The organism is Granulicatella sp. 20925_1_28 (genome assembly GCF_041433575.1).
GTDB lineage: Bacteria > Bacillota > Bacilli > Lactobacillales > Aerococcaceae > Granulicatella.
In genome coordinates this window covers 13831-37106 of the sequence record NZ_JAPWBS010000014.1, presented here as the reverse complement: position 1 = coordinate 37106, position 23276 = coordinate 13831, and the positions used below count along the sequence as shown (strand labels likewise).

The window sequence follows — 23276 nt, the reverse complement described above, 5'->3', positions numbered from 1 at the left end:
TACAGCATTCTAGTTGAAGGAGGGATTTAAATGGCAGTCATGCATTTTGGCGAAAACAATACTTGGATTAACATTAATTCAGATTTAATCAGTGAATATTCATCCATTTACGATACGTATGAAATTGATGATGAGATGATTGAATACGCGCTGGATAAAAACGAACGCGCGCATATGGAGTATAATCGCCGAACGAAGACTTTGGTGGTCATTTATAATGTCCTCAACTTATCGCGCGAAGAAAATCATTACGATACGATTCCGTTGACGTTTATCGTACGACAAAATCAGATCGTCACGATTTCCAATGCGCAAAATGAATATATTATTGATCAAATTCGTGAAGAGCTGGAAGAGAATATGCATTGGAGCGTATTTAATTTCTTATTGCATAGCTTATTTGCGATTTCGGAAAACTATTTCCCAGTTATCGAAAAGTTAAATAAAGAACAACAAAATATTAGTAAATTGCTCCGAAAGAAAACCACAAAGGATAATTTGTTCCGTTTATCTGACTTGGAGATTGAAGGGATGTATTTAGTTTCTGCGACGAAGCAAAATGCGGTAGTATTAGAGCAACTGAAGACGCAACAAGCCTTCAAGGAACTCGACGATTCTGAAAGAGAGCAGTTGGAAGATAACATCATCGAAGCGAATCAATTAGTAGCGATGACAGAGTTACATCTTCAAATCTTGCATCAAATCGCAAACACGTATAACAATGTATTGAATAATAACTTGAACGACACGATGAAATTCTTAACGGGCATCTCGATTTTAATGACGATTCCGGATATTGTGACGGGATTCTTTGGGATGAATGTGCAGATTCCATTTACGGAGTTTAGACACGGATGGGCGATCATTCTTTTGATTATCGCATTCGGTTGGATAGGCGTGTCGCAGATTATCAAGCGCATTATGAAAGATTAACCCAAAACACCTTCCTACTTGATAGGAAGGTGTTTGTTTGTGTGTGCTAGGTTTTTATCTGTGCTCAGATATATGATTACTACGAATCCTTGCGGATTTGTTTATTGTAGCTGTAACGTTGCACCGGCGCAAGCCTTGGTCTTGCGCCTAAAAAGCCTCAAAAAGGGAGTAAGGAATAAATTCCTAACTCCCTTTAATTCGCATTTTTTGCTTTTTCACGTTACTGCTACAATAAAATCCACAAGATTCTCCGTAATCATTTGCTGGGTAAGCACGTAAAAAACTACTTCCTATCCAGTAGGAGTGTTTTTGGAAATCTGCGAAGAGCCTATCTAACCTCATTTTGGAAGAGAAAAACTATTTTAATTTTTTAGCTTTTTCGGTGTTGGCGAAGTGGAGTTTGGCCACTTTACCGAGGAGTTCCATGCCACCGTGTTTTAAAATAGTGGCTGCTGCTTTATCGACGTTGGCACCGGCACCGCTTGGGAGTTCATATCCGTATTCAGCGCTTAGAGAGTCTAGGCCATCAAGGAAGGCGCATCTGGCAATCATGGATGCTGCCGCAACGGCGATATGGTGACTTTCGCCTTTTGTAATAAAGTATGTTTTCTTCTTATCGACAAGGTCTTGGCCTTTGAGATAACGGTAATACAAGTCTGGTTTACAGAATTGGTCGATTAAGTACGCTTCTGGAACCTCAGGAGCGAGTTTTTCGCTTAAGAGACGGAACGCTTGGTTATGAAGCAGCGCCTTCATCTCGTTTAGATTTTTAACTTGTTGGACTTCGTTATATTTCTCTGGCCAAAGCGTTAATAACTTATAAGGCACAGCTTCTTTGATTTTTGGAACGAGAGCCTTAATTTGTTCGTCCGTCATATCTTTAGAATCGCGAACGCCCATCGCTTTTAATGTTGCGATATTTTCTTTTGAAACATAAGCCGCCGCAACCGTCAGTGGACCAAAGTAAGCGCCGTTTCCGACTTCATCGCTTCCGATGATGCTCCAAGTCGCAAAACCTTCTGGAAGAGTCGACTCTTCGAGGGCTTTCTTTGTAGTGACATCCATCGATTGTTCGAGGTGGTTCTTTTGGATAAAGTCTTCAATGCCTTTTCCTTGGAAGAGAACCTTACCCGATTTATAGGCCGTAATCGATAAACCGTCGATCTTTAGACGCAATGTTGCGTGTGGTGGAGGAGATTGCATGTATGAAGCGTAGGTTGCTCCAAGTGTTGCAATTTGCTCAGGTGATAAAATTAAAGTTAATGAATTCATGTCGTTCCCCCTTTTCTTTTTAGCATACCATGACAAATTTCATCCGTCCACTCTCTAAAAAAGTGGATTATTAGTGTATTTTTTAAATGAAAAATGGTAAAATAAGGTGATATTATGGAGAAAGTGAGAGGGTCTTTTGTGAATCAACCAAAAACAAGAGTAAAAGCAACGATTTCAGGGAAATCTTATACGATTATTGGTCGTAAGTCGCAACAAGAAATGCAAAGTATTGTGCGTGTCTTACAAGAACAATTAGACCAAATCACTCGAGTATCTGACAAATTGTCGACGGAAGAAGTGGCGCTTCTTGCAGCCATCAACGCCATCTCGAATCAATTTGAAAAGCAAGAAGAAGTGGTCGCATTGAAGAAACGTGTAGAGCAGTTGGAAAAAGAATTGCGCTCCGTTCAACATAAACGCCCTTCGATTGATGCAAATAGAAAACAAGAATTAGAAAAACAATTTGAATTACAACAAGATTTGTTGAGAAGGTAGGGTTCAATGGTAACGTTAATTATTTTATTTTATTTATTAGTTGGTGTGTATACTGGAATGCGCCGAGGATTAACTTTAGAACTCGTGTATATCGCAGGATACTTCATCACATTCCTAGTTGCGATGTTCACTTACGAAGGACTCGCGAAGTTCTTATCGGTGTACATCCCATATCCATCATACATTCCTGGAAATCACTTAGCGATTTTCACAGAAGCCCAAGCGATGTCACTCGACCAATCATTCTATAAATTGGTTGCATTCCTAGTCATCATGATTCTAGGATGGTTAGTGGTTCGATTCCTTGGATATGTCGCTAGCGAATTAACATTCTTACCGCTATTGAAACAATTCAATACGATCGGTGGAGCGGCACTTGGATTCCTGATGAACTACTTATTCATTTACTTTGTACTTTACGCAGTAGCGATGATTCCGCTGGCACCAGCACAAAAAATTATCGAAGGTGGATTGCCAAACTTCATCATCACAAAAACACCAATTGTAACGCCAATCGTTTCAAGTTGGTTATTACCTAAATAAAACCTCGAAGCGTGGAACAAACTTGTTCCACGTTTTTTAAGAAAGAAGGACTGTTATGAATTCGAAAATCGAAAAGGTTTTAGAATTTTCCAAAATTAGAACACAACTGGCCGAATATGCGACTTCCGAAAAAGGAAAGCAAATGATTAAGGAACTTCCGATTGAAGTCGATGCAAAGGCCATTCAACATAAAATCGAAGAAACAACTGATGGAGTGGAGTTACTCCGTCTCAAACAAGGGATTCCAATTCCACGATTGAAAGATATTAGTTTTGCTTTGAAACGTCTAGAGCTAGAAGCAGGGCTGAATGGACGCGAATTAAGTGATATCCTACGTGTGTTAACAACAACGCATGAGGTTGAGCGTTTCTTTGAAAAAGTCGAAGAAGAGGAAATTGCACTAAAACGTGTGCCTCGTTTGGTCGAAAAACTCGAAAGTATTCCAGAGGTGACAAGCGAACTAGAAGCCTCTATTCGTGAAGATGGGTATGTTTTAGATAGCGCGTCTCCAACTTTACACGGGGTTCGTGTGGGGATTCAAAAGACGGAACAAGATATTCGTCGTCAAATGGATCAATACCTTACAGGAAAGAATGCGCAATATTTAAGCGATACGATTATCACAATTCGTAATGACCGTTATGTACTTCCTGTAAAAGCAGAGTATAAATCAGTCTTTGGCGGAACGGTCCATGACCAAAGTTCAACGGGGCAAACGCTCTTTATGGAGCCACAAGCAGTCGTGAATTTAAACAACAAGCTTCGTGAGTATCAAATCCAAGAGAAGCGCGAAGTAGAACGTATCCTTTGGGAATTGTCTCAAAAACTCATGCCTTATACGAATTCACTGCATCAAAACCATTATGTATTGGCACGTCTGGATGTAGTGAATGCAAAAGCGCTGTACGCTCATGAATTGAGAGCAACAGAGCCAATTATCGACGCTAATAATTACGTAGCTCTCTGGCAAGCTTGGCATCCGCTTTTAGAGCGTGAGAAGGCTGTAGCAAACGATATTATTCTTGGTGAAGAGTATCAAGCCATTGTCATTACAGGACCGAATACGGGTGGGAAGACCATTCTCTTGAAGACGGTCGGTGTGATTCAATTGATGGCACAGATGGGGCTGTATATTCCTGCGGGTGAAAATAGTCGTGTGGGGATCTTTACAGAGATTTTTGCGGATATCGGAGATGAACAATCAATTGAGCAAAACCTATCGACGTTCTCCTCTCATATGTCGAATATCGTGTCTATTTTGAAACAAATCAACGATAAGAGCTTGCTTTTAATCGACGAAATCGGTTCGGGGACTGACCCACAAGAAGGCTCGTCTCTTGCGATTGCGATTCTTGATTATATTGCAAGTAAGCAAAGTTATGTGATTGCCTCAACGCACTATCCTGAGTTGAAAGCATACGGCTATGACCGCCCTAAGACGATTAATGCGAGTATGGAATTTGATGGGGATACCCTTCAACCAACCTATCAACTTTTACTAGGAGTACCAGGACTTAGTAATGCTTTTGATATTTCAAAACGTCTCGGCTTACCATCGATTATCATCTACCAAGCGCGCGGACTTCTATCTGAAGAAGACCAAGACTTGAATGCGATGATTAGTGACTTGGAACAAAAACGTCGCCGTGCGCAACGTGATGCCGATAAGACGCGTCATCAGTTAGAATTGAGTACGCAGTTACTTGAGGATTTACAACGCGAAACAGAGCAATTCCAAGCGAATAAAGCGCGTCTCTTAGAAGAGGCGAAAGAACGTGCGAATACGTTAATTGAGCAGAGTCAAGATGATGCGGATAAGATTTTATCTGAAATTCGTGAGCTTCAATTAAGAAGTAAGCAAAGTACTGTTAAAGAGCATGAAATGATTGAGAAGAAAACGGCGTTGAAAGACTTGAAGCATGAGCAAGCCTTGAAGAAAAACAAGGTGCTTCGCAAAGAAAAAGCGAAGAAGGCGCTGCAAGTCGGACAAAGTGTCGAGGTTCTTTCGTTTGGTCAACGCGGTACGCTTGTTGAAAAGGTGAACGACAAGGAATGGGTGGTTCAAATGGGAATCATCAAGATGAAGATTGCCGTTGAGGATCTTTCTCCAATTGCCGAAGCGCAAGAGGCCAAGCAACAAGTCATCGTGAAGAGTGCGCGTGCCAGTCACGTTTCTTCTGAACTAGACCTTCGCGGAAAACGATACGAAGAAGCGATGAAGGATCTAGAGTTATATCTGGATGCTGCGATTCTAGCGAACTATCCACGCGTGACGATTATTCATGGACGTGGAACAGGGGCCATCCAACAAGGCGTTCATAAGGTGCTACGTAGCCACCGTTCTGTCGCAAGTTTTGAATTTGCACCGATGAATACGGGTGGAAATGGAGCGACCATCGTAACCTTTAAGTAAACCGTGAGCAGAATAGTTGGTCGCAAGTAGGGGGCTTGCTATACTAGGTTTGTAGAAAAAGGAAAGGATGATTCGAATGGTAAAATCATTAACAGATAAAAACTTTGCAGAAGAAACTAAAAATGGAGTAGTCTTAGTAGACTTCTGGGCAACTTGGTGTGGCCCATGTCGTATGCAAGGTCCAGTAATTGATCAATTAGACGAAGAAATGGGAGATAAAGTAACTTTTACTAAAGTAGACGTTGACGAAAACCCAGAAACAGCTCGTGCATTTGGCATTATGAGCATCCCAACATTGCTTATCAAAAAAGATGGCGAAGTCGTTGATAAAGTAGTTGGCTACCATGCTAAAGAACACTTAGAAGAAATTTTAGAAAAATACTTATAAAATCTAAAGTCTCCGAACGCTTGATATATCAAGGTTTTTCCTTGGTATGTCAGGCGTTTTTTTATTTTGTTCAAAAATATTTTCGAAAAGGTGTTGACAAATTTTAGTTTTGGTTTTATAGTTAGTTACACAAGTAACTAACCGATTAACATAAAGTGATCATGAACAAGGAGGTGCGTTATGAAATTTGATTTTCAAAGTGATATCCCGTTATTTCAACAAGTAGCGAATCAATTGGAAGAAGAAATCTTCCATGAAGTCTACAAAGAAGGAGATCAAGTACCGTCGACAACTGAGATTTCCACAGGATATCAAATCAATCCAGCAACGGTATTGAAAGGAATGAACTTACTCGTGAGCGAACAAATACTTGAAAAACGAAGAGGTCTTGGAACGTTTGTAGCAGAAGGGGCCAGAAAAATTATCTTAAGCAAGAAGCAAAATGAATTTGCCAATCAAATGGTGCCAAACTTCTTAAAAGAAGCACAAGCGCTCGGTATTACGAAAGACGAATTAGTAAAAATCATCGAAGGAGGCTTCCAATAATGAGTATTGAAGTCAAGGATTTAAAGAAGAAGTTTTTAAAAAAAGAAGCGGTAAAAGGAGCAACATTCACGATTGAACCTGAAAGTATTATCGGGTTGCTCGGACGAAATGGTGCCGGGAAAAGTACAGTGCTCAATATGATTGCACGCCGCATCGAAAAGACAAGCGGGGACATCACTCTTGACGGGGTGGACCTTCATAAAACAGCAAACGCGATGCATGAAGTGTACTTATCCAGTTCTGATAACTGGTTCCCGCAAGAATCTAAATTTAAAGATCTCCTTGCTATCTATAAAGTGACTTATCCAGAATTTGATATGGAATTTGCCCAAGACCTTATCAAAGTGTTCGATGTGAATGTGAAGCAAAAATACTCAAAAGCCTCAACAGGGTATAAAAGTATCATGAAGATTATCTTGGCGCTGGCAAACCCTAGCGAATATATCTTCTTAGATGAACCAGTGCTTGGGCTTGATGCGAACCACCGCCATATCTTTAACAAGAAATTGCTTGAAGCGTATGCGCGCCGTCCTCGTACATTTGTCATCGCAACGCATTTAATCGAAGAAGTTGCTTCCATTTTAGAAAAAGTGATTGTTATTAAAGACGGATTGGTCACAGAAGAAGTGTTGGTCGAAGATATTCTTCGTAAAGGATACGTCGTAAGTGGTGCATCCCCATTAGTACAAGAATATGTTGCCGATAAGAAAGTTCTTGAAACAGAACAAATCGGAAACTTTACAAGAAGCGTGGTGATTGGTGCTATTGGAGAAACACAACCAGGATTAGAGTTTTCTCCATTAACATTACAAGATTACTTTATCTCAATCACTCGAAAGGAGAATGAATAAGATGAACCGTTTATTATCAGTTGTCAGCATGGGATTAGCTAGAAGATGGAAAACAATTTTAATGTTCTTAGGAGCTTGGTGGATTATTACAAGTTTCTTAATGAAGATTTTTGCAAATGGGGACCTTAGCACATTCGGTACTTATTTCCCAATTTACTTCGATAATGAAATTGCAATTATCCTATTACTGATCGGAATTGGATATATCGTTGAACAATTCCGTCTAGAAAGCCAATTAGGATTAACAAGAAAAGAACAAATCGAAAGCTTATTCATTCAAACGCTTGTCGATTCTGGAATCATCACACTTATTTACGCCTTATTAATTCCACTAAGAAATGGAGTTTCACTCGGCACAGTAACCATTCAATCAATTTTAGGGGACCTATTTGACCCAGAAAATATCGTGATTAGCATCGCAGTTCTTTTCGTGAAGGTTGTTCTAATTCACTTAATCGCAAATGTTATTGGGATTGTTCTTAATAAAATTAATCAAAAGGCAGGCATCTTCGCATTATCAGGAGTGTTCATGCTTACTGCATTAATCGGTGGAAGTGCTTTTAGACGAGTTAGTGATGGCCAAATGCCAGAATTTATAAAAGCTCTTCTAGAATTCATCAACCTTATTACAACACATAAAGTTGAATCTATTTCTATCGCATTAGTGATTCTAGTGGTGCTTCAAATCCTCGTTACAAGAAAACACCAAAGCATCACTCCAGACTAAAATCTATCCTAGAACTCCTGCACGTCAGGAGTTCTTTTTGTTTAGGGCGGAGGTTTCTCCCCTTTCTTTTTTAGTCACCTAGTTGTATCGCAAAAAGTTATGAGCACCAGTGTTTGAATGAAAAGGCTGGAGGAGTCAAACGGAGTGCTTATCGGATTCTATAGTGTGAGTAATAGCGAGCGTAACTGATGCGAATTAGCAGTAGTTAGGAATTTATTCCTTACTACTGCTTTGAGGCTCAGTAGGTGAGAGACCACGGCTCGAACCGATACAGCTATTACAAACACTATGAAGATATCCGATAAAGGCACGCAGTGTAGACCCTCCAAAGCCTTTTCATTCAAACACCGAAGGTGGAGTTCCGTTGATTAACTTTTTCATAAACCAAACCACTTTTGAATCAGCGTTACGCGAACTATGGTATACTATAGAAGACTAAAGAAAGAAAGGTTGAGAAACCATGAAAAGACCAATCGGGTTTATCGATTCGGGCGTTGGCGGTCTTACTGTCCTCAAAGAAGCCCTCAAACAATTACCAAACGAATCCATGATCTTCCTTGGCGATTCAGCACGTTGCCCATACGGTACACGACCAGTTGAAGAAATCCGCCAATATACATTAGAAATGGTGCAATTTTTACTAGAGAAAAATATTAAAATGCTTGTGATTGCCTGTAATACCGCGACTGCAGTGGTGCTAGAAGAATTACAAAACACATTAACGATTCCAGTCGTTGGAGTGATTCAACCAGGTAGCCTTGCAGCTATCAAGCAAACGAAGAATGACCGCATCGGTGTACTTGGAACAAACGCGACGATTGCTAGTAAAGTGTATCCAAAGACCATGCATGACAAGAATAAGGATATTGAAGTCTTTGATATTGCTTGTCCGAAATTTGTACCGATTGTTGAAAGTAATCAATCAGATACAACTGAGGCAGAAGAAGTGGTTCGCGAAACCTTGCGTCCATTAGAAGGAACAGCGGTTGATACGGTGATTCTAGGCTGTACGCATTATCCATTGCTTCGTCAAACGATTCAAAAAGTGGTAGGAGATGGCGTCACATTAATTGACTCAGGCGCAGAAACAGTTTCCAGCGTGAGTGCGTTATTAGATTATTGCAAATTAAGCGAAACGCCTGAATCGAATCCCAAACCAACTCTTGAAATTTATACAACTGGAGAAGCAAGCCTCTTTGAAGAAATTGCTGAAAACTGGTTGAATCGAACAGGTCTGAAGGTGAAAAAAGTGACACTTAAAGAAGAAGTAAAACCCGTCGAATTGAAAAAAGAAATTGTGATTGCAACCAATAATGTTGGGAAAGCCAAAGAGTTTGCGGAGATTTTTGAGCCAAAAGGATACTCTGTAAAGACACTGCGAGATTTTCCAGAATTAGAAGAAGTCGAAGAAACAGGAACAACCTTCGAAGAAAATGCACGTTTGAAAGCTGAGACGATTGCGAATGAGCTTCAAACAATCGTATTAGCGGATGACTCTGGTCTCTGCGTCGATGCGTTAGACGGTCAACCAGGAGTATATTCTGCACGTTTTGCCGGCGAACCAAAGAGCGATGCAGCAAATAACGCCAAACTCTTATCAGAACTTGGCGGACTCGTTGGAGAAGAGCGCTCGGCTCACTTTACTTGTTGCTTAGTGCTAGCTGCACCAAATAGCGAGTCACTAGTGGTTCAAGCAGAATGCCCAGGTCAAATCGCGACACTTCCAGCTGGGGATAGCGGATTTGGATACGATCCATTATTTGTTGTGCCTGAGTATGGTAAGACTTTTGCGGAACTAGGAATGGATATTAAAAATAAAATTAGCCACCGTGCGAAAGCCATCGAATTGCTTGTTAGCCAGTGGGAAAAATGGACTCATGAGTTAAATCAAACGGAGGAATAATTATGAAAATTGTCGTTGTCAGTGATAACCATGGACAAGAGTTAACATTAAAGAGAATCTTCGACCACTATGCAGGAAGTGATGTGACATTCGTGCATACAGGAGATTCAGAATTTCCTTATAAAGATGAACGCCTATCGCATTGTATTCGTGTAACAGGAAACTGTGATTACGACCCAGAGTATCCACGTTCTGAAGTGTTTACGCTAGAGGGCATTAATTTCTTCGTAGCGCATGGGCACTTCGAATATGTGAACACAGGTCGCGAGTATTTAGCCAATGCGGCTAAAGAAATGGGAGCGCGTGTCGCATTTTACGGACATACGCATAAACTAAATGCAGAGAATGTTAACGGGGTGCTTTGCATCAATTCAGGGTCAACGAATTATCCTCGTGGTAGCTATGAGGGGACTCCGTCGTATGCAGTACTGGATATTCTTTCTAAAGACAAATTACGCTTAACGTATTACACAACAAAACATGAAGTATTAGATGGCCTCGTTTTAGACTATACGTGGTCTGATGAGGGAGGGTATACGCTTGATTCATAAACGAATCCAGGAGTTGTTACTTGAAGACCGTGATAAACTCTTTATCGATGCGGAAAAAGTAGCCATTCTTCAAGAGGATCATACATTGGAACACGCGATGCTTGTGTTGACGAATGTGCGTTATTCACTCATTCCTGTATTGAATAAGGAAAATAAAATTGTAGGCCTGATTTCACTGGCGATGATTTTACATAAAATCACGGGTGTGGAACAAATTCATATGAATCAGTTAGGAAAATACAAAGTGCGTGAAGTCATGCGTACGGAGTTTCCAATCATTCATCAGGATACGCAAGTGGAAGATGTGTTAAATGAGCTTGTGGATGAAAGTTTTATTTGTATTGGGAATGAGGAGGATGAGTTTGTAGGGATTGTGACGAGGAAGGAGCTTTTAAAGCGCATCAACTTCATGGTACATGAACTCACCCGCAAATATGATTTTGTGGAAAAAGAAAATAGTAAATAAACCAATTACTTTAGAGTCCTTTGGATATTCAGATAGTAATCATTGTAGCTGTATCGGACTGAGCCTTACGTCTCAGTTCCTATCGAGCCTCAAACTGGCGCTAGAAAATAAATTTTCAAGCACCAGTAATTCGCATCGATTACACTCGCTACGATGATTACTACATTATCCAAAGGACTCTTTGTAATGGGTTTATTCAAATTTGAGTGAGTTTATGTGCCATTCCGTAGAAAGTAGAGGAAATGTGAGGAAAGAATCTGCATCCCAATTGGAAGGTTCATGTTGAGTTTCTTAGAGCACAAAGCGATTTCTTTTTAGGAATTCTAGATAATAGCTATAATGGGGCACCAGCTCGAGTCTTTCATCTCTCGCTTTAAAAGCCTCAAAAAGGGAGTAAGACCAAAGACAAAAACGGGATCACAGTGTGAGCCCGTTTTTCTTTGTAGTCTTACCCCCGCAAGGCTGATTAGGAGTAAGCGAATCACGAGTGATGAAGCTTAATTCAATCAGCTACTGCGTCTATTTTTATAAAGTTTTTTATGTATGGAATAAATTCCTTACGCCCTTTAATTCGCATTTTATGCGTATGCCCATTATTGCTATTATAGAATTCCTCGGAATCTCTGTAGCTTATTTTTATAATGCAGATGAGTTATATACCATTCCGTAAGAAGGAGAGAGGAAGGAATAGGGTGTGGTGCATCCTATGGAGTGGATTATAAGGAAACAAAAAAAGAAGGCGTGGGCCTTCTTTTTTAATTGGTTGTATATGGGATGACTGGTGAAGAAAGGTCGATGCCTTTTTGCAACAGTGCTTCTTGATAAAGGGTGAGGTAACGCTTGTAAGTGGCGTGTTGTAAACCGTTCTTTGTCATCAGTGCGATGGTGAACACAAATTGGCCGTTTGGCTTGGTTTGTGGGCCAACGATATTTGGTGGTGATGCCAATGCGTCGTCTGTTTCGGCATATTGTTTGTGTACGGCTTCGATGGTTTCATAGACGCTCTTCAAGTCGACGTTACTGCTAATTGGAAGTTCGATTAAAGCGCGCATATTTCCACGAGATTGGTTGCTGACAACAGTGATATTGCGGTTTGGAATGTAGTGCAGTGTTCCGTCATATCCGCGAACTTGTGTAGTACGGACTCCGACGCTTGCAATGGTTCCAGAAATGTTGTTGATTAAAACGGCATCTCCAACTTCGAATTGACGTTCGAGTAGGATGAAGAGACCATTGATCACATCTGATAGGAAACCTTGTGCGCCAAGACCAAGTGCAACCCCAGCAATTCCAGCCCCTGCGAGTAAGCTAGAGATTGGAACCCCGATAATCGAGAGAATCCAGTAGATTAAGATGAAGTATAAGAAATAATCGAGCATATTTTCTAAGAGCTTCACGATTGTCTTTTGTCTGTTTTCGCTTTGACGAACGACTTTCACAGAGGAAAGAATAGTTTTCTTAAATAGAAAATGTAAAAATTTCTTTCCAAAGTAGAATAGTAGGAATAATAAAATTAATGATAATAATTTCGTAAAAACATTAGATAAAATGGATTCCCAATCAAAGGAATTCCAGTAATTCGTAAAGAAATTTGAAATGGAATCTATCCATAAGACGTTGTGCATATTTGTCACCCTTTATTAGTAATAAAATAAGTGTACCATATGTAAAAAATGATTGAAAGTAGTGCAGTTTCAAGTATTAATTTTATGGTATTTTTCATGAGAAAGTGTTATCATTAATTTATACTATAAGATTGGAGGAATGGCTCAATGACAGGTGTTGAGATTGCTGCATTAATTGCTGCATGTGCTTTATTAGCATTAGTGGTTTTTGTAATTGTCAAAGTATCACCGATTTTATCAAGATTAAATAAAACCGTTGATAACGTGAATCATTCATTAGAAGTCATTACAAAAGATGTTGATAGTCTTTCAATTGAAGTTGAAGGATTATTAAATAAAGCAAATGTACTTGTAGATGACGTGAACGGCAAACTTAGAGTGACAAATCCGTTGTTTATAGCGGCAGGCGATTTAGGTGTGACGATTTCTGATGTAAATACATCATCTCGTAATCTAGCAACAAAAGCAGTGAAGCTTTCAAAAACAAGCCGTGCAGTTGCGGCATTTAATTTTGGAAGAACGATTCTTTCAAAGAAGAAAAAAGTAAAATAACGAAACGGAGTGTTGAACATGAGTAAATCAGGTGGATTTTTATTAGGAGCATTTATCGGAGCGTCTGCAGCAGCAGTAACAGCTTTATTATTTGCACCAAAATCAGGTAAAGAATTACGTGAAGATTTAGCGAAAGAAGCAGATCGCTATAAAGAACAATTATCAGAATACGGTGAAATCGCACGTGCAAAAGGTGTTGAATTTGCAGAAGTAGCTAAAACTTCAACACAAGATATCCGCATTAACTTACAAGAACAAGCTGGCCACTTAAAAGAACAAGTTTCTAAACAAGCAGCTAACTTAAAAGACCAAGTTGCAGTACACACTGAAAACTTAAAAGGCCAATTTAGCGAAACAGTTGATAAAGTAAAAGAAAACTTTGCTAAACACAAAGAAGACTCAGCTGAAGTGGTTGCTGAATTAGCAGAAAACGTTAAAGAAAAAGCTGAAGACGTTAAAGAAAAAGCAGAAGACGTTAAAGAAGAAGCTTAATTTCATTAATAAACAACGAAAGCCTGGGGATTTTCCCAGGCTTTTTATTTTTTGATTAGAATTCATATTTAACGGCTGTGAATAGTTTTGCACCGTCTTTTGTAACGGCTAGGCAGTCTTCGATACGAACGCCGTAGTCACCTGAAATATACACACCAGGTTCAACAGAGAAGCACATCCCTTCAACGAGTTCCATATCATTTCCTTCCATAATTGAAGGGAATTCATGAACGCTTTGTCCAATTCCGTGTCCAAGGCGGTGGATAAAGTATTCACCATATCCAGCTTCTGCGATAATGTCACGAGCAATTTTATCAATTTCGCTAGCTTTCATGCCAGGTTTTACTGATTGGATAGCTGTATCGTGTGCTTTTTGTACAATGTCATAGATTTCTTGATGGCGTGGGTCTTTCGCGCTTTCGCTTCCAAAGAAGACCGTACGAGTAATGTCACTTGCGTAGCTATCGACCATCGTTCCTAGGTCAAAGAGGACCCATTCGTTTTCTTTAAGGGTACGGTCTCCAGGTTCACCGTGAGGATCCGCAGCGTGGTCTCCAAAGAGCACCATTGTATCAAAGCTCATTTGAGAGACACCTAGTTTTTTCATTTCGAATTCGATAATGGCAACGACTTCGCGTTCTGTAATGCCAACTTTCAAGGCCTTCTTTCCAATTTCAATGGCTTTATCGGCAAAGGTTCCTGAGTAGACGAGTTTATCGATGGCCTCTGCGTCTTTTACGAGACGAAGTTGTTGCACGACTGGCGTTAAGTCCACTGAGAACTGAATACCAGGGAAGTGCTTTTGCAATTGTTCAGCTGCAAAGAGTGAGAAGTCCACTTTTTCCACGGCGAAATTAAGCTCTGTAGGGAAGTGTTCCTTAATCGCATCTGATAAGAGTTTCCAACCATCTTCATGGTCTTGATAACTCTTCACGATAAAGCCGGGCTCAGCTTTTTGAGCGACTTGATGTTCTAATGCTGGAACGAAGAGTAGCGGAGTAGCACCGGGTGTATATACAAGGGCTACAATTCGTTCATGTGGTTCTGTTGAGAATTTCGTCAAAAGACGAATGGTCTCTGGATTTTGGATAAAAACAATCGGATTTTGTTTTTCTTTCATTTCACTTTCCAATTGCATAAAAGTAGCGTTTAGTTTCATAATTTCATCTCCTTGAATCTATTGTAGCATATTATTACATCAATGATGTAAATAGTTTCAAAAATTATATGAAAATTGTTGTTAAACGCTTGCAAAAGATTTATGAAAGTGCTACCCTAAGATTAGATGAAAAGATGCACAAAGGAGATTTGTAGATGGAAAAGCAAACAATTACGATTTATGATGTTGCTCGTGAAGCAAATGTATCCATGGCTACTGTATCACGTGTAGTAAATGGGAACCCTAACGTAAAACCAGCAACTCGTAAGAGAGTGCTAGATGTTATCGATGAATTAGATTATCGTCCAAATGCCGTTGCTCGTGGACTTGCAAGTAAAAAAACTACGACTGTTGGAGTCATCATTCCAGATGTCACAAACCTTTACTTTGCGAGCTTAGCGCGTGGGATTGATGACATTGCGACAATGTATAAATACAATATTATTCTAGCGAACTCAGACCAAAATAATCATAAAGAAATTCAAGTGTTAAACACATTATTGTCAAAACAAGTAGATGGTATTTTATATATGGGAAACCATTTAACACCTGAATTACGCACTGAAATTATTCGTTCTAAAACACCAATCGTTTTAGCAGGAACAATGGATGCGGAACATGAAATTGCGTCTGTCAATATTGATTATAAAGAAGCGACTCAAGAAGCGGTTGAAACATTAATTGAAAACGGACATAAGAAAGTGGCTTTCGTAACTGCTGCATTGAAAAATATAGCTTCTGTAGATTTACGTTTAGAAGGATATAAAGCTGCTTTAGATAAAGCGGGTATTAAATTCGATTCTAAATTAGTATACGAAGTGCCATTGACATACCATGCAGGTGAATCAGTCGCAGAACGTATTCATAAAGCTGGCGTAACAGCTGCAATCGTAACAGACGACGAAACTTCAGTAGGATTATTAAATGGATTAATCGACTTAGGAATTAAAGTTCCTGAGAAATTTGAAATCATCTCAAGCAATAACTCTAAATTAACGAAGATGACACGTCCAATTCTTTCAACAATTGCACCACCTTTATATGATATTGGTGCCGTAGCAATGCGTCTATTGACGAAGATTATGAACAAAGAAGAGATTGTGGAATCTGAAATTACATTACCTTACAAGATTGAGTTACGAAACACAACAAAGTAAGAAAAAACGAACAGCCTATCACATAGAATAGGCTGTTTTTTATACTATAGAGAATAGAAGGAAATAACAGAAAGGCTGGACATTATTCAGCCTTTCTGTTATTTAGATTAACGTGCTTTTGTTGTTTGAGGTTGAGGGGTAGGCGCCTGAGTTGCTGGCGCTTGAGTTGTTGGTGCTTGAGTTGTCTCAGGTTTCTTTTCTTCTTTCTTTTTCTCCTCTTCTTTTTTCTTATCGCTAGAAGATGAAGATTTATTCCAGAATCGATTTAATTCTTCTGGAGTTGCACCTACCATAAAGTCGTATTTTGGATTCATAGGAGGGAAATCCTTCTTGAACCAATCAGTAGTCATTGAACCGCCAATCGAGTACGTACCACCATTTTCTGCTTTAAATGAACCTGCTTTTGTACCAGTTGTTGATACAACAGAATCACGATATACAGAGTCTGGTTGCGTAAAGCTTGTTTCTTTACCAATCAATTCAGGGTTTGCTTCGTATGCAGCTCTCATCAAGTTCGTCCATTGACGTTGACTACGCATCGTTGGTTCGCCGTATCCGTCGCCACCAGTAATCGCGTATCGAGCGTTATAGAAGTTGTCATATCCGATCCATGAACCAAGAGTAACTGTTGGAGTGTAAGCTACAAACCAGTTATCAATCTCGTTTTCTGAAGTACCTGTTTTACCAGCTAAATCAGAACTGAATCCCATATTTCCTTTAATGTTATAGAAGATAGTAGAGCTTGCGATATCTTGTAACATGTTGGTTGTTAAGAACGCTGTTGCATCTGAGAAGACGCGCTCTGATTTATCTTCGTGTTGGTAAATCACATTTCCACGAGAGTCTTCAATCTTTTCGATTAAGTATGATTCGTGGTGTTCACCGCCATTAGCCAGTGTTGAGAAGGCACTTGTTTGTTCTCTTACAGAAGGACCTGTTCTCGTACCACCGATTGAAAGGGCGATATTTTGATATTCATCTTCACCGATACCTTCAGTGATTCCCATTTTCTTCAAGTATTCACCAGCGTTAATGCCTTTTTGAAGCATTGCTTGGTAAATCTTAATTACTGGGTTGTTTAATGATTTGAACAGTGCGTAACGAACCGTTAAGAATTGGTTCGTAATTGAGTTACCATAGTTGGTTGGTTGCCAGTAAGTTCCGTTTCCTTGTGCGATACTGATTTTCGTATCCGGAACGACACTTGCTGGGTAAATCAAGTTGTTTTCAATCGCTGGCGCGTACACCAAGATTGGTTTGATGGTTGAACCAGGAGAGCGGTGTGTTGAGAACGCGTGGTCCACTTGGTTGGCTTCAAAGTCACGACCTGCGACGAATCCAAGAATACGACCTGTTTTGTTTTCAATTAAGACAGCACCATTTTGAGCTGGTTCTTTTTGAGTTTTTGTTTCACCTGAACTTTGGTCAACGTATTGTGTGTTATAAGTTGGTCCAATTAAGTCGCCGTGTTCTGCGATTGCTTTTTGCATGGCATCGTAGACTTTCTGATCAACTGTAGACGTGATTTTATAACCAGAAGAGCTTAATTCACGCTCAGCTTCGTCATAGTATTTACTATATAATTCTGAGTCGTTTTTAACATCGTTATACGTTAATTTGTTTTTCTCAGCTGCTTTTTTCATTAAGACTTTCACCGCTTCACGATGAACAGCTTGATATAAGTAAGATTGACGGTTTGATGTGAGCTCTTTTGGTGGAAGGAAATCCTTCGTAATATCATACGCAAGAGCTTCTTCGTATTGTTCTTTAGTAATTTTGTTTTCACGATACATACTGAAGAGAACGGTCTTCATACGTTCTACACCGGCAGAAACATCTTCTTTTAATGTTGCGATGTTTGTATACGGTGTGTAAACAATTGGGTTTTGAGGCATCCCAACAAGATACGCAGCTTGTGGCAACGTTAAATCTTTTGCTGAAACCCCGAAGACACCTTGAGCGGCTTCTTCGATACCAGCGATGTTTAATCCGTTATTATTACGTCCAAACGGAGAAACGTTTAAGTAAGCTTCTAAGATTTGGTCTTTGGTAAAGTGTTTTTCAAGACGTAATGCGTAAAGAATTTCATTAGCTTTACGTTTAAAAGTGACTTCACTTGTTAAAATCTGTTGCTTAATTAATTGTTGTGTTAAGGTAGATCCACCCGTTGCACCTGAATCAGAAGAAGCAACTTCTTGTAAGAGGGCACGGATAAGAGCCTTAGGGACAATCCCGTTATGATCATAGAATGAACTATCTTCTGTTGCGATGATTCCATCTTTTACATATTGCGAAATTTCTGATAAAGGTTTTACAATACGTAATTCATCTGTATTTACATCTGAAATCTTCGTCCCGTCTTGATAGTAGAAACTCGAGATTAAGTTGAGATTTCCGATGGCGTCACTCATTTGTTCTTGAGTGAGTGGTTCTTCATTGGATGTCAAACTTGCAAAATATCCAAGTCCAATCCCGCCTCCGAATACACCAATGAGCATTAATGCTAGAATAGCGATTACGAAGATGTTTTTAAGGACTGAATAAGCAATGTTAAAAATAAAACGCATATTTTTAAGAATCGGTTTGTTCCAAATAGAAAGTAGAGCCTCGCGCCAATCTGGAGTTTGGTTCTGTTCTGACATAAGTTCAACTCTTTTCATTTAAACATATTTTTGTTCATTATATCAAAAACGGATGAAAAATACTATTTATTACTAGTGGGAGTAGGGTTTAGAGCGTTTTTTGCTAAAAAAAGTTAAAGGTGTAAAGAGAAAATACTTTACAAGCATCTTTTCATCTGCTAAACTATGTAACTGTGAGATTAATACATGGAGGTGTAAATTATGGCAGTTAAAATTCGTTTAAAACGTATGGGTTCTAAGAAAAGTCCTTTCTACCGTGTTGTTGTAGCTGATTCACGTTCACCACGTGATGGTCGTTTCATCGAAACAATCGGAACATACAACCCACTATTAAACCCAGCTGAAGTTTCAATCAATGAAGAATTAGCATTACAATGGTTAGCAAACGGTGCGCAACCTTCTGATACAGTTCGTAACTTGTTATCACAACAAGGTATCATGAAGAAATTCCACGAATCAAAGTTTTCTAAGTAATTTCTATAAAGTCGACAACTCGATGGAGAGGTGAAAAGAATGCCAGAGATTAGTGAATTAGTATTGTCAATGGTTAAACCATTAGTTGAATTCCCTGATGATGTTCGTATTGACGTCTCTGAATCAGATGAATTCATGGAATATACTTTACGCGTGAATCCTCAAGATATCGGTCGTGTGATCGGTAAACAAGGACGTGTGGCTCGCGCTATCCGTACGATTACTTATAGTGTTCGTACTCGCGGACCAAAACGTGTGCGTCTAAGTATTGAGAACCTAGATTAATAGGCGAAGCCTTGGAGAAATCCAAGGCTTTTTTTGTGCTATAAAATATGGGCGACGATAACGGAGAATCCTTACGGATTACTTTATACTCACTGTAAAAGGGCACCGGCTCGAGTCTAGCGTCTCTCGCCTTTAAAGCCTCAAAGAAGGAGTAAGGAATTCTTCCTAACTCCTTCTAATTCGCATTTAATGCGATTCCCCATTACAGTGAGTATAAAATCCGTAGTATTCTCCGTCATCGTTTAGTTATCATAAAAAAAGTTTGGTTTCCTTCAAGGCTTTGCCGGGGGAAGAGACAGAAGAGGGTGTGTGCTTTCAATGGGTGCTCAAAGTTGTTGGTGCTACAATAGATGGATTTCTGCGTTGAGTTAGAGGGTAAGAAAAGGTGGGTGATACCGTATAAGGTATCACTCGTTATACCGTATACGGTATAATGAGTGTTCTTTTATTGTTGTTAGTACTCGGGTTTTTGATTGTTTTTCGTGAGTTTGGTATGATAAGTGAGTAAAATTATAGTTGAAGGGAAGACCTTATGAAGAAAAAGCCGATATTAAAAGAACAAATGAATCGACAATATTATTATTTATTTGGCCTATCCACTATTTTGATGCTGCTAGCATTTTGTTTAGAATCGCCACAATCGTTACTTCAAGGAATGATTACGATTCTGATTTCGCCAAGTCAGTTGTTTACGGATTATATGCAAATTGCGTCCGTTGGAAGTACGCTGTTGAATGTGGCGATTATGCTTCTGATTAATATTTATAGTTACAAGAAATTAGAAATTCCTGTTAACGGAACGGTGATTGGGAGTTTAGGGATGCTTGCGGGATTCTCTTTCTTCGGGAAAAACCTTTTTAACAGTATTCCGTTTATGCTAGGTGTCTGGATTTATGCAAAAGTCACGAAGCAGAATTATCGAAATTATGTTATTGTCGGATTGTTTGGATCGGCATTAGGACCATTAGTTTCTTTCCTTGCGTTTGGAGGAGTATTGCCAAGCGGATTTAGTATTTTGATTGCCTATGTACTTGGAATCTTTATTGGATTCATCTTGCCCCAATTATCAACGCAGTATTTAGGGTTCCATCAAGGGTTCAGCTTGTATAACGTTGGGTTTACAGCGGGAATCGTTGGAATGGTCGTTCTAGGATTTCTAAATGCATTTGGAATCGAAGTAGAAACAAAGACGCTTGCGAATACAGAAAGCCCACTTATTTTATATGGGCTGTTGATTGGACTATGTCTGATTTTGCTAGCGACAAGCTTCTATCTACATGTTCAAAAGAAAGAAAAATATCATTTTAAATTACTCTTGAAACTGTCAGGACGTCTGCCAAGTGACTTTGTTGAAATGACAAACCTTGCAACGGTAACGTTCAATATGAGCATCATGGGCTTCGTTCTGTTAGGCTATGTCCTTATTAATGGTGGACAACTGAATGGTCCGATTGTCGGCAGTATTATTGGAGCGATGAGCTTTGGAGCCTTCGGGAATCAAGTGAAAAATACGGTTCCTGTGTTAGTAGGGATTATGATTGGTTGCTACTTAACAGGAGTCGACGCAGCAACTACGAGCGCACTCGTGGCTGCTATCTTTGGAACAACTCTTGCGCCTGTCAGTGGGTATTATGGACCAGTTGCTGGGATGATTGCTGGGTTCGTTCATATTACACTTGTAAGCCACGTAGTTGTAATGCATGGGGGATTAAACCTCTACAACAATGGATTCGCGGGAGGATTCGTTGCAGCGGTTCTCGTACCAATTTTTGAAATTTTTGAAGGTATTCGCCAAGATATCAAGGAAAGAAAGGCTGAGGGATAATGGCAACAGAAAAGGATTTTGTAAAACGTATCGTGAAGGAAATGGTCGATTATTATTTGTACCATGAATTGTATGATGTAACAGCGCATGTCGTGTATGTACCGCATGAAAAAGCGACTATTACGTGTACAGCGCCATATACAAAATTACCAGAAGACTTAGATTTGTTAGAAGCAGGGCTTTCAGTTGAAAAACACTTAGAATTAGATTCAATGTATAGTTCTTTAATGGGAACACATAACCGTGATAAAAACTATTTTATGCTCGGTCAATGTATCGATGATTATGATGTTGAAGTGACTGATGAGACGCTTAAGATTATTGTAGAGAGACTCTTTTAAGGAGGAAGAAGAATGACAACTTTTTATAAAGTAGGAAAAATCGTGAATACACAAGGCCTTCGTGGGGAAGTGCGTGTGATTTCAACGACAGACTTTGCCGAAGAACGTTATAAAAAAGGAACAGAATTAGCCATTTTTAAAGATGGAGAGTTTCTAACATTTGTGACAGTAGCAAGTCATCGTCGTCATAAAAACTTTGATTTGTTAACGTTCGAAGGAATGAACCGTATCGAAGATGTAGAAAAATACAAAGAATGTCTCCTAAAGGTAGCCGAAGAACAGTTGACTGAACTCGAAGATGACGAGTTTTACTACCATGAAATTATCGGACTGGAAATTGTAACGGATGAAGGTGAAGTGCTTGGAAAAGTCACCGAAATTCTTTCTCCAGGGTCAAATGATGTCTGGGTTGTAAAACAAAAAGGAAAGAAAGAACTCTTAATTCCATTTATTGAACCAGTCGTTTATAAAGTCGATAAAGAAGAAAAGAAAGCTTATATCCATCTATTGGAAGGGTTGATCGATTAAGATGAAGATTGATGTATTAACATTATTCCCTGAAATGGTACAAGGACCGATGACGCAATCGATTATCGGAAAGGCCATCGAAGCTGGGAAAATCGAATTTGAAACAACGGATTTTCGTGAGTTTTCAAATAATAAACATAATCATGTGGACGATTATCCATTCGGTGGTGGAGCCGGGATGCTTCTGAAAGTCGAGCCGATTGATTTATCGCTCGCGTCGATTCGTGAGCGTTCTCCTGAGACGACGCCACGTGTGATTTTAATGGACCCAGCTGGGAAGACTTTTACGCAAAAGGACGCAGAAGAATTATCGAAGGAAGAGCATCTGGTGTTTATTTGTGGCCACTATGAAGGCTATGATGAACGTATTCGTACGCTTGTGACGGATGAATACTCGATTGGAGATTTCGTGTTAACAGGTGGGGAATTAGCCGCCACGGTAATGATTGATGCAACGGTGCGACTCTTGCCAGATGTATTAGGAAATGATGCGTCTGCGGTAGGAGATTCACATTCCACAGGATTATTAGAACATCCACAATATACACGTCCAAGAGAATATAAAGGAATGGAAGTTCCAGAAGTCCTCTTTAGTGGAAATCACGCGAAAATTGCGGAGTGGCAAATGAAAGAATCGCTTCGTAAGACGTATTTAAGAAGACCGGATTTACTAGAAAAGTATGAACTTTCAAAAGAGGAAGCAAAGTTACTACAAGAAGTGAAAGAGGAAGAGGGATGCTAGATGGCTGAACATCTAAATGCAGAAGAAATTAAAGCATTTCAAGCACTGTTGTCTAAGGACGAAGGGCGAAGTGAAATGGTGCAGCTCTTCAAGTTGCTTGGGGATGCAACAAGACTCAATATTATTACGTTATTGACACAGCGCGAACCACTATGTGTAGAAGACTTAATGAACTGTACTGGGATGGAGCAGTCTGCGATTTCTCATCAGTTGAAAAAGCTGCGTGCACATCATATCGTGAAGGCAGAAAAAGTCGGAAAACACGTGTGGTATTCTTTGGAAGATCACCATGTATTAGAACTCTATAATTTAGCGAGTGAGCACTGTTGTGAAGAGCATTCTGCGTAGTTTTTAGACAGAGAAAAA

General features: G+C 39.5%; 25 protein-coding genes. 21 read left to right on the top strand and 4 right to left on the bottom strand.

What is annotated here, in order from left to right; all coding sequences use genetic code 11:
• The first annotated feature begins 30 nt into the window (after positions 1-30).
• Positions 31-933 carry a magnesium transporter CorA family protein gene (locus O3793_RS07250; RefSeq protein ID WP_371446434.1) on the top strand — a complete coding sequence of 301 codons (903 nt, stop codon included), beginning with the start codon at positions 31-33 and terminating at the stop codon, positions 931-933.
• Between the two features lie 357 nt (positions 934-1290).
• Here the strand turns inward: O3793_RS07250 and rnhC are convergent, their stop codons facing one another.
• Positions 1291-2205 carry a ribonuclease HIII gene (gene rnhC, locus O3793_RS07245; RefSeq protein WP_371446432.1) on the bottom strand — a complete coding sequence of 305 codons (915 nt, stop codon included), beginning with the start codon at positions 2203-2205 and terminating at the stop codon, positions 1291-1293.
• Positions 2206-2343: 138 nt separating this feature from the next.
• Here rnhC and zapA point away from each other — a divergent pair, with 138 nt between their 5' ends.
• From zapA to cbpB, 10 genes are all read left to right on the top strand, one after another.
• Positions 2344-2700 carry a cell division protein ZapA gene (gene zapA, locus O3793_RS07240; protein ID WP_285252341.1) on the top strand — a complete coding sequence of 119 codons (357 nt, stop codon included), beginning with the start codon at positions 2344-2346 and terminating at the stop codon, positions 2698-2700.
• A gap of 6 nt (positions 2701-2706) precedes the next feature.
• Positions 2707-3243, top strand: a complete 537-nt coding sequence (locus O3793_RS07235; protein ID WP_371446431.1) for a CvpA family protein — start codon at positions 2707-2709, stop codon at positions 3241-3243.
• A gap of 55 nt (positions 3244-3298) precedes the next feature.
• Positions 3299-5656 (top strand): endonuclease MutS2, encoded by a 2358-nt coding sequence (locus tag O3793_RS07230; protein WP_371446430.1) that lies wholly within the window; start codon positions 3299-3301, stop codon positions 5654-5656.
• Positions 5657-5732: 76 nt separating this feature from the next.
• A complete protein-coding gene (trxA, locus tag O3793_RS07225; protein ID WP_048713665.1) occupies positions 5733-6044 on the top strand; it encodes a thioredoxin in 312 nt (103 codons plus the stop codon).
• Between the two features lie 180 nt (positions 6045-6224).
• The gene (locus O3793_RS07220; protein ID WP_048713660.1) at positions 6225-6590 is read left to right on the top strand and encodes a GntR family transcriptional regulator; all 366 of its coding nucleotides are present in this window, start codon (positions 6225-6227) and stop codon (positions 6588-6590) included.
• Complete coding sequence (locus tag O3793_RS07215) at positions 6590-7441, top strand: ATP-binding cassette domain-containing protein (RefSeq protein WP_371446429.1); 852 nt, start codon at positions 6590-6592, stop codon at positions 7439-7441. Before O3793_RS07220 ends, O3793_RS07215 begins: the two co-directional genes overlap by 1 nt.
• 1 nt (position 7442) lies before the next feature.
• Positions 7443-8168: a hypothetical protein gene (locus O3793_RS07210; RefSeq protein WP_371446428.1), complete on the top strand. Its 726-nt coding sequence runs from the start codon at positions 7443-7445 to the stop codon at positions 8166-8168.
• A gap of 460 nt (positions 8169-8628) precedes the next feature.
• Positions 8629-10071 (top strand): glutamate racemase, encoded by a 1443-nt coding sequence (gene racE, locus O3793_RS07205; RefSeq protein ID WP_371446427.1) that lies wholly within the window; start codon positions 8629-8631, stop codon positions 10069-10071.
• Between the two features lie 2 nt (positions 10072-10073).
• On the top strand, positions 10074-10622 hold the full coding sequence (locus O3793_RS07200) for a YfcE family phosphodiesterase (protein ID WP_048784056.1): 549 nt from the start codon (positions 10074-10076) through the stop codon (positions 10620-10622).
• Complete coding sequence (gene cbpB / locus O3793_RS07195; protein WP_371446426.1) at positions 10612-11088, top strand: cyclic-di-AMP-binding protein CbpB; 477 nt, start codon at positions 10612-10614, stop codon at positions 11086-11088. The genes O3793_RS07200 and cbpB overlap by 11 nt, the downstream gene beginning before the upstream one ends.
• 755 nt (positions 11089-11843) lie before the next feature.
• On the opposite strand, the gene O3793_RS07190 is transcribed toward cbpB, so the two are convergent.
• Entirely contained in the window at positions 11844-12713 is an 870-nt protein-coding gene (locus tag O3793_RS07190) for a mechanosensitive ion channel family protein (RefSeq protein ID WP_371446425.1), read from the bottom strand.
• A gap of 147 nt (positions 12714-12860) precedes the next feature.
• On the opposite strand from O3793_RS07190, the gene O3793_RS07185 reads away from it, so the two are divergent.
• Positions 12861-13265: a DUF948 domain-containing protein gene (locus tag O3793_RS07185; RefSeq protein WP_048710581.1), complete on the top strand. Its 405-nt coding sequence runs from the start codon at positions 12861-12863 to the stop codon at positions 13263-13265.
• Positions 13266-13283: 18 nt separating this feature from the next.
• The gene (locus O3793_RS07180) at positions 13284-13757 is read left to right on the top strand and encodes a YtxH domain-containing protein (RefSeq protein WP_371446424.1); all 474 of its coding nucleotides are present in this window, start codon (positions 13284-13286) and stop codon (positions 13755-13757) included.
• 55 nt (positions 13758-13812) lie between these two features.
• Here O3793_RS07180 and O3793_RS07175 read toward each other — a convergent pair whose 3' ends face one another.
• The gene (locus tag O3793_RS07175) at positions 13813-14916 is read right to left on the bottom strand and encodes an aminopeptidase P family protein (RefSeq protein WP_371446423.1); all 1104 of its coding nucleotides are present in this window, start codon (positions 14914-14916) and stop codon (positions 13813-13815) included.
• Positions 14917-15071: 155 nt separating this feature from the next.
• Here O3793_RS07175 and ccpA point away from each other — a divergent pair, with 155 nt between their 5' ends.
• Positions 15072-16073 (top strand): catabolite control protein A, encoded by a 1002-nt coding sequence (ccpA, locus tag O3793_RS07170; RefSeq protein ID WP_371446422.1) that lies wholly within the window; start codon positions 15072-15074, stop codon positions 16071-16073.
• Between the two features lie 107 nt (positions 16074-16180).
• On the opposite strand, the gene O3793_RS07165 is transcribed toward ccpA, so the two are convergent.
• Positions 16181-18715: a transglycosylase domain-containing protein gene (locus O3793_RS07165; protein WP_371446421.1), complete on the bottom strand. Its 2535-nt coding sequence runs from the start codon at positions 18713-18715 to the stop codon at positions 16181-16183.
• Between the two features lie 201 nt (positions 18716-18916).
• Between O3793_RS07165 and rpsP the strand changes: the two genes are divergently transcribed.
• The 7 genes from rpsP (at position 18917) to O3793_RS07130 (ending at position 23258) form a co-directional block, all read left to right on the top strand.
• Complete coding sequence (rpsP, locus tag O3793_RS07160; RefSeq protein ID WP_048711556.1) at positions 18917-19189, top strand: 30S ribosomal protein S16; 273 nt, start codon at positions 18917-18919, stop codon at positions 19187-19189.
• 39 nt (positions 19190-19228) lie between these two features.
• Positions 19229-19474, top strand: a complete 246-nt coding sequence (locus tag O3793_RS07155) for a KH domain-containing protein (RefSeq protein WP_048711554.1) — start codon at positions 19229-19231, stop codon at positions 19472-19474.
• Positions 19475-20006: 532 nt separating this feature from the next.
• Positions 20007-21299, top strand: coding sequence for a DUF1576 domain-containing protein (locus O3793_RS07150; protein WP_371446420.1), 1293 nt, complete (start codon positions 20007-20009; stop codon positions 21297-21299).
• On the top strand, positions 21299-21640 hold the full coding sequence (locus O3793_RS07145) for a hypothetical protein (protein WP_371446419.1): 342 nt from the start codon (positions 21299-21301) through the stop codon (positions 21638-21640). Before O3793_RS07150 ends, O3793_RS07145 begins: the two co-directional genes overlap by 1 nt.
• Positions 21641-21652: 12 nt before the next feature.
• Positions 21653-22168: a ribosome maturation factor RimM gene (gene rimM / locus O3793_RS07140; protein ID WP_005606733.1), complete on the top strand. Its 516-nt coding sequence runs from the start codon at positions 21653-21655 to the stop codon at positions 22166-22168.
• 1 nt (position 22169) lies between these two features.
• Positions 22170-22910, top strand: coding sequence for a tRNA (guanosine(37)-N1)-methyltransferase TrmD (trmD, locus tag O3793_RS07135; protein ID WP_371446418.1), 741 nt, complete (start codon positions 22170-22172; stop codon positions 22908-22910).
• On the top strand, positions 22911-23258 hold the full coding sequence (locus O3793_RS07130) for an ArsR/SmtB family transcription factor (protein ID WP_371446417.1): 348 nt from the start codon (positions 22911-22913) through the stop codon (positions 23256-23258).
• Positions 23259-23276: the final 18 nt, after the last annotated feature.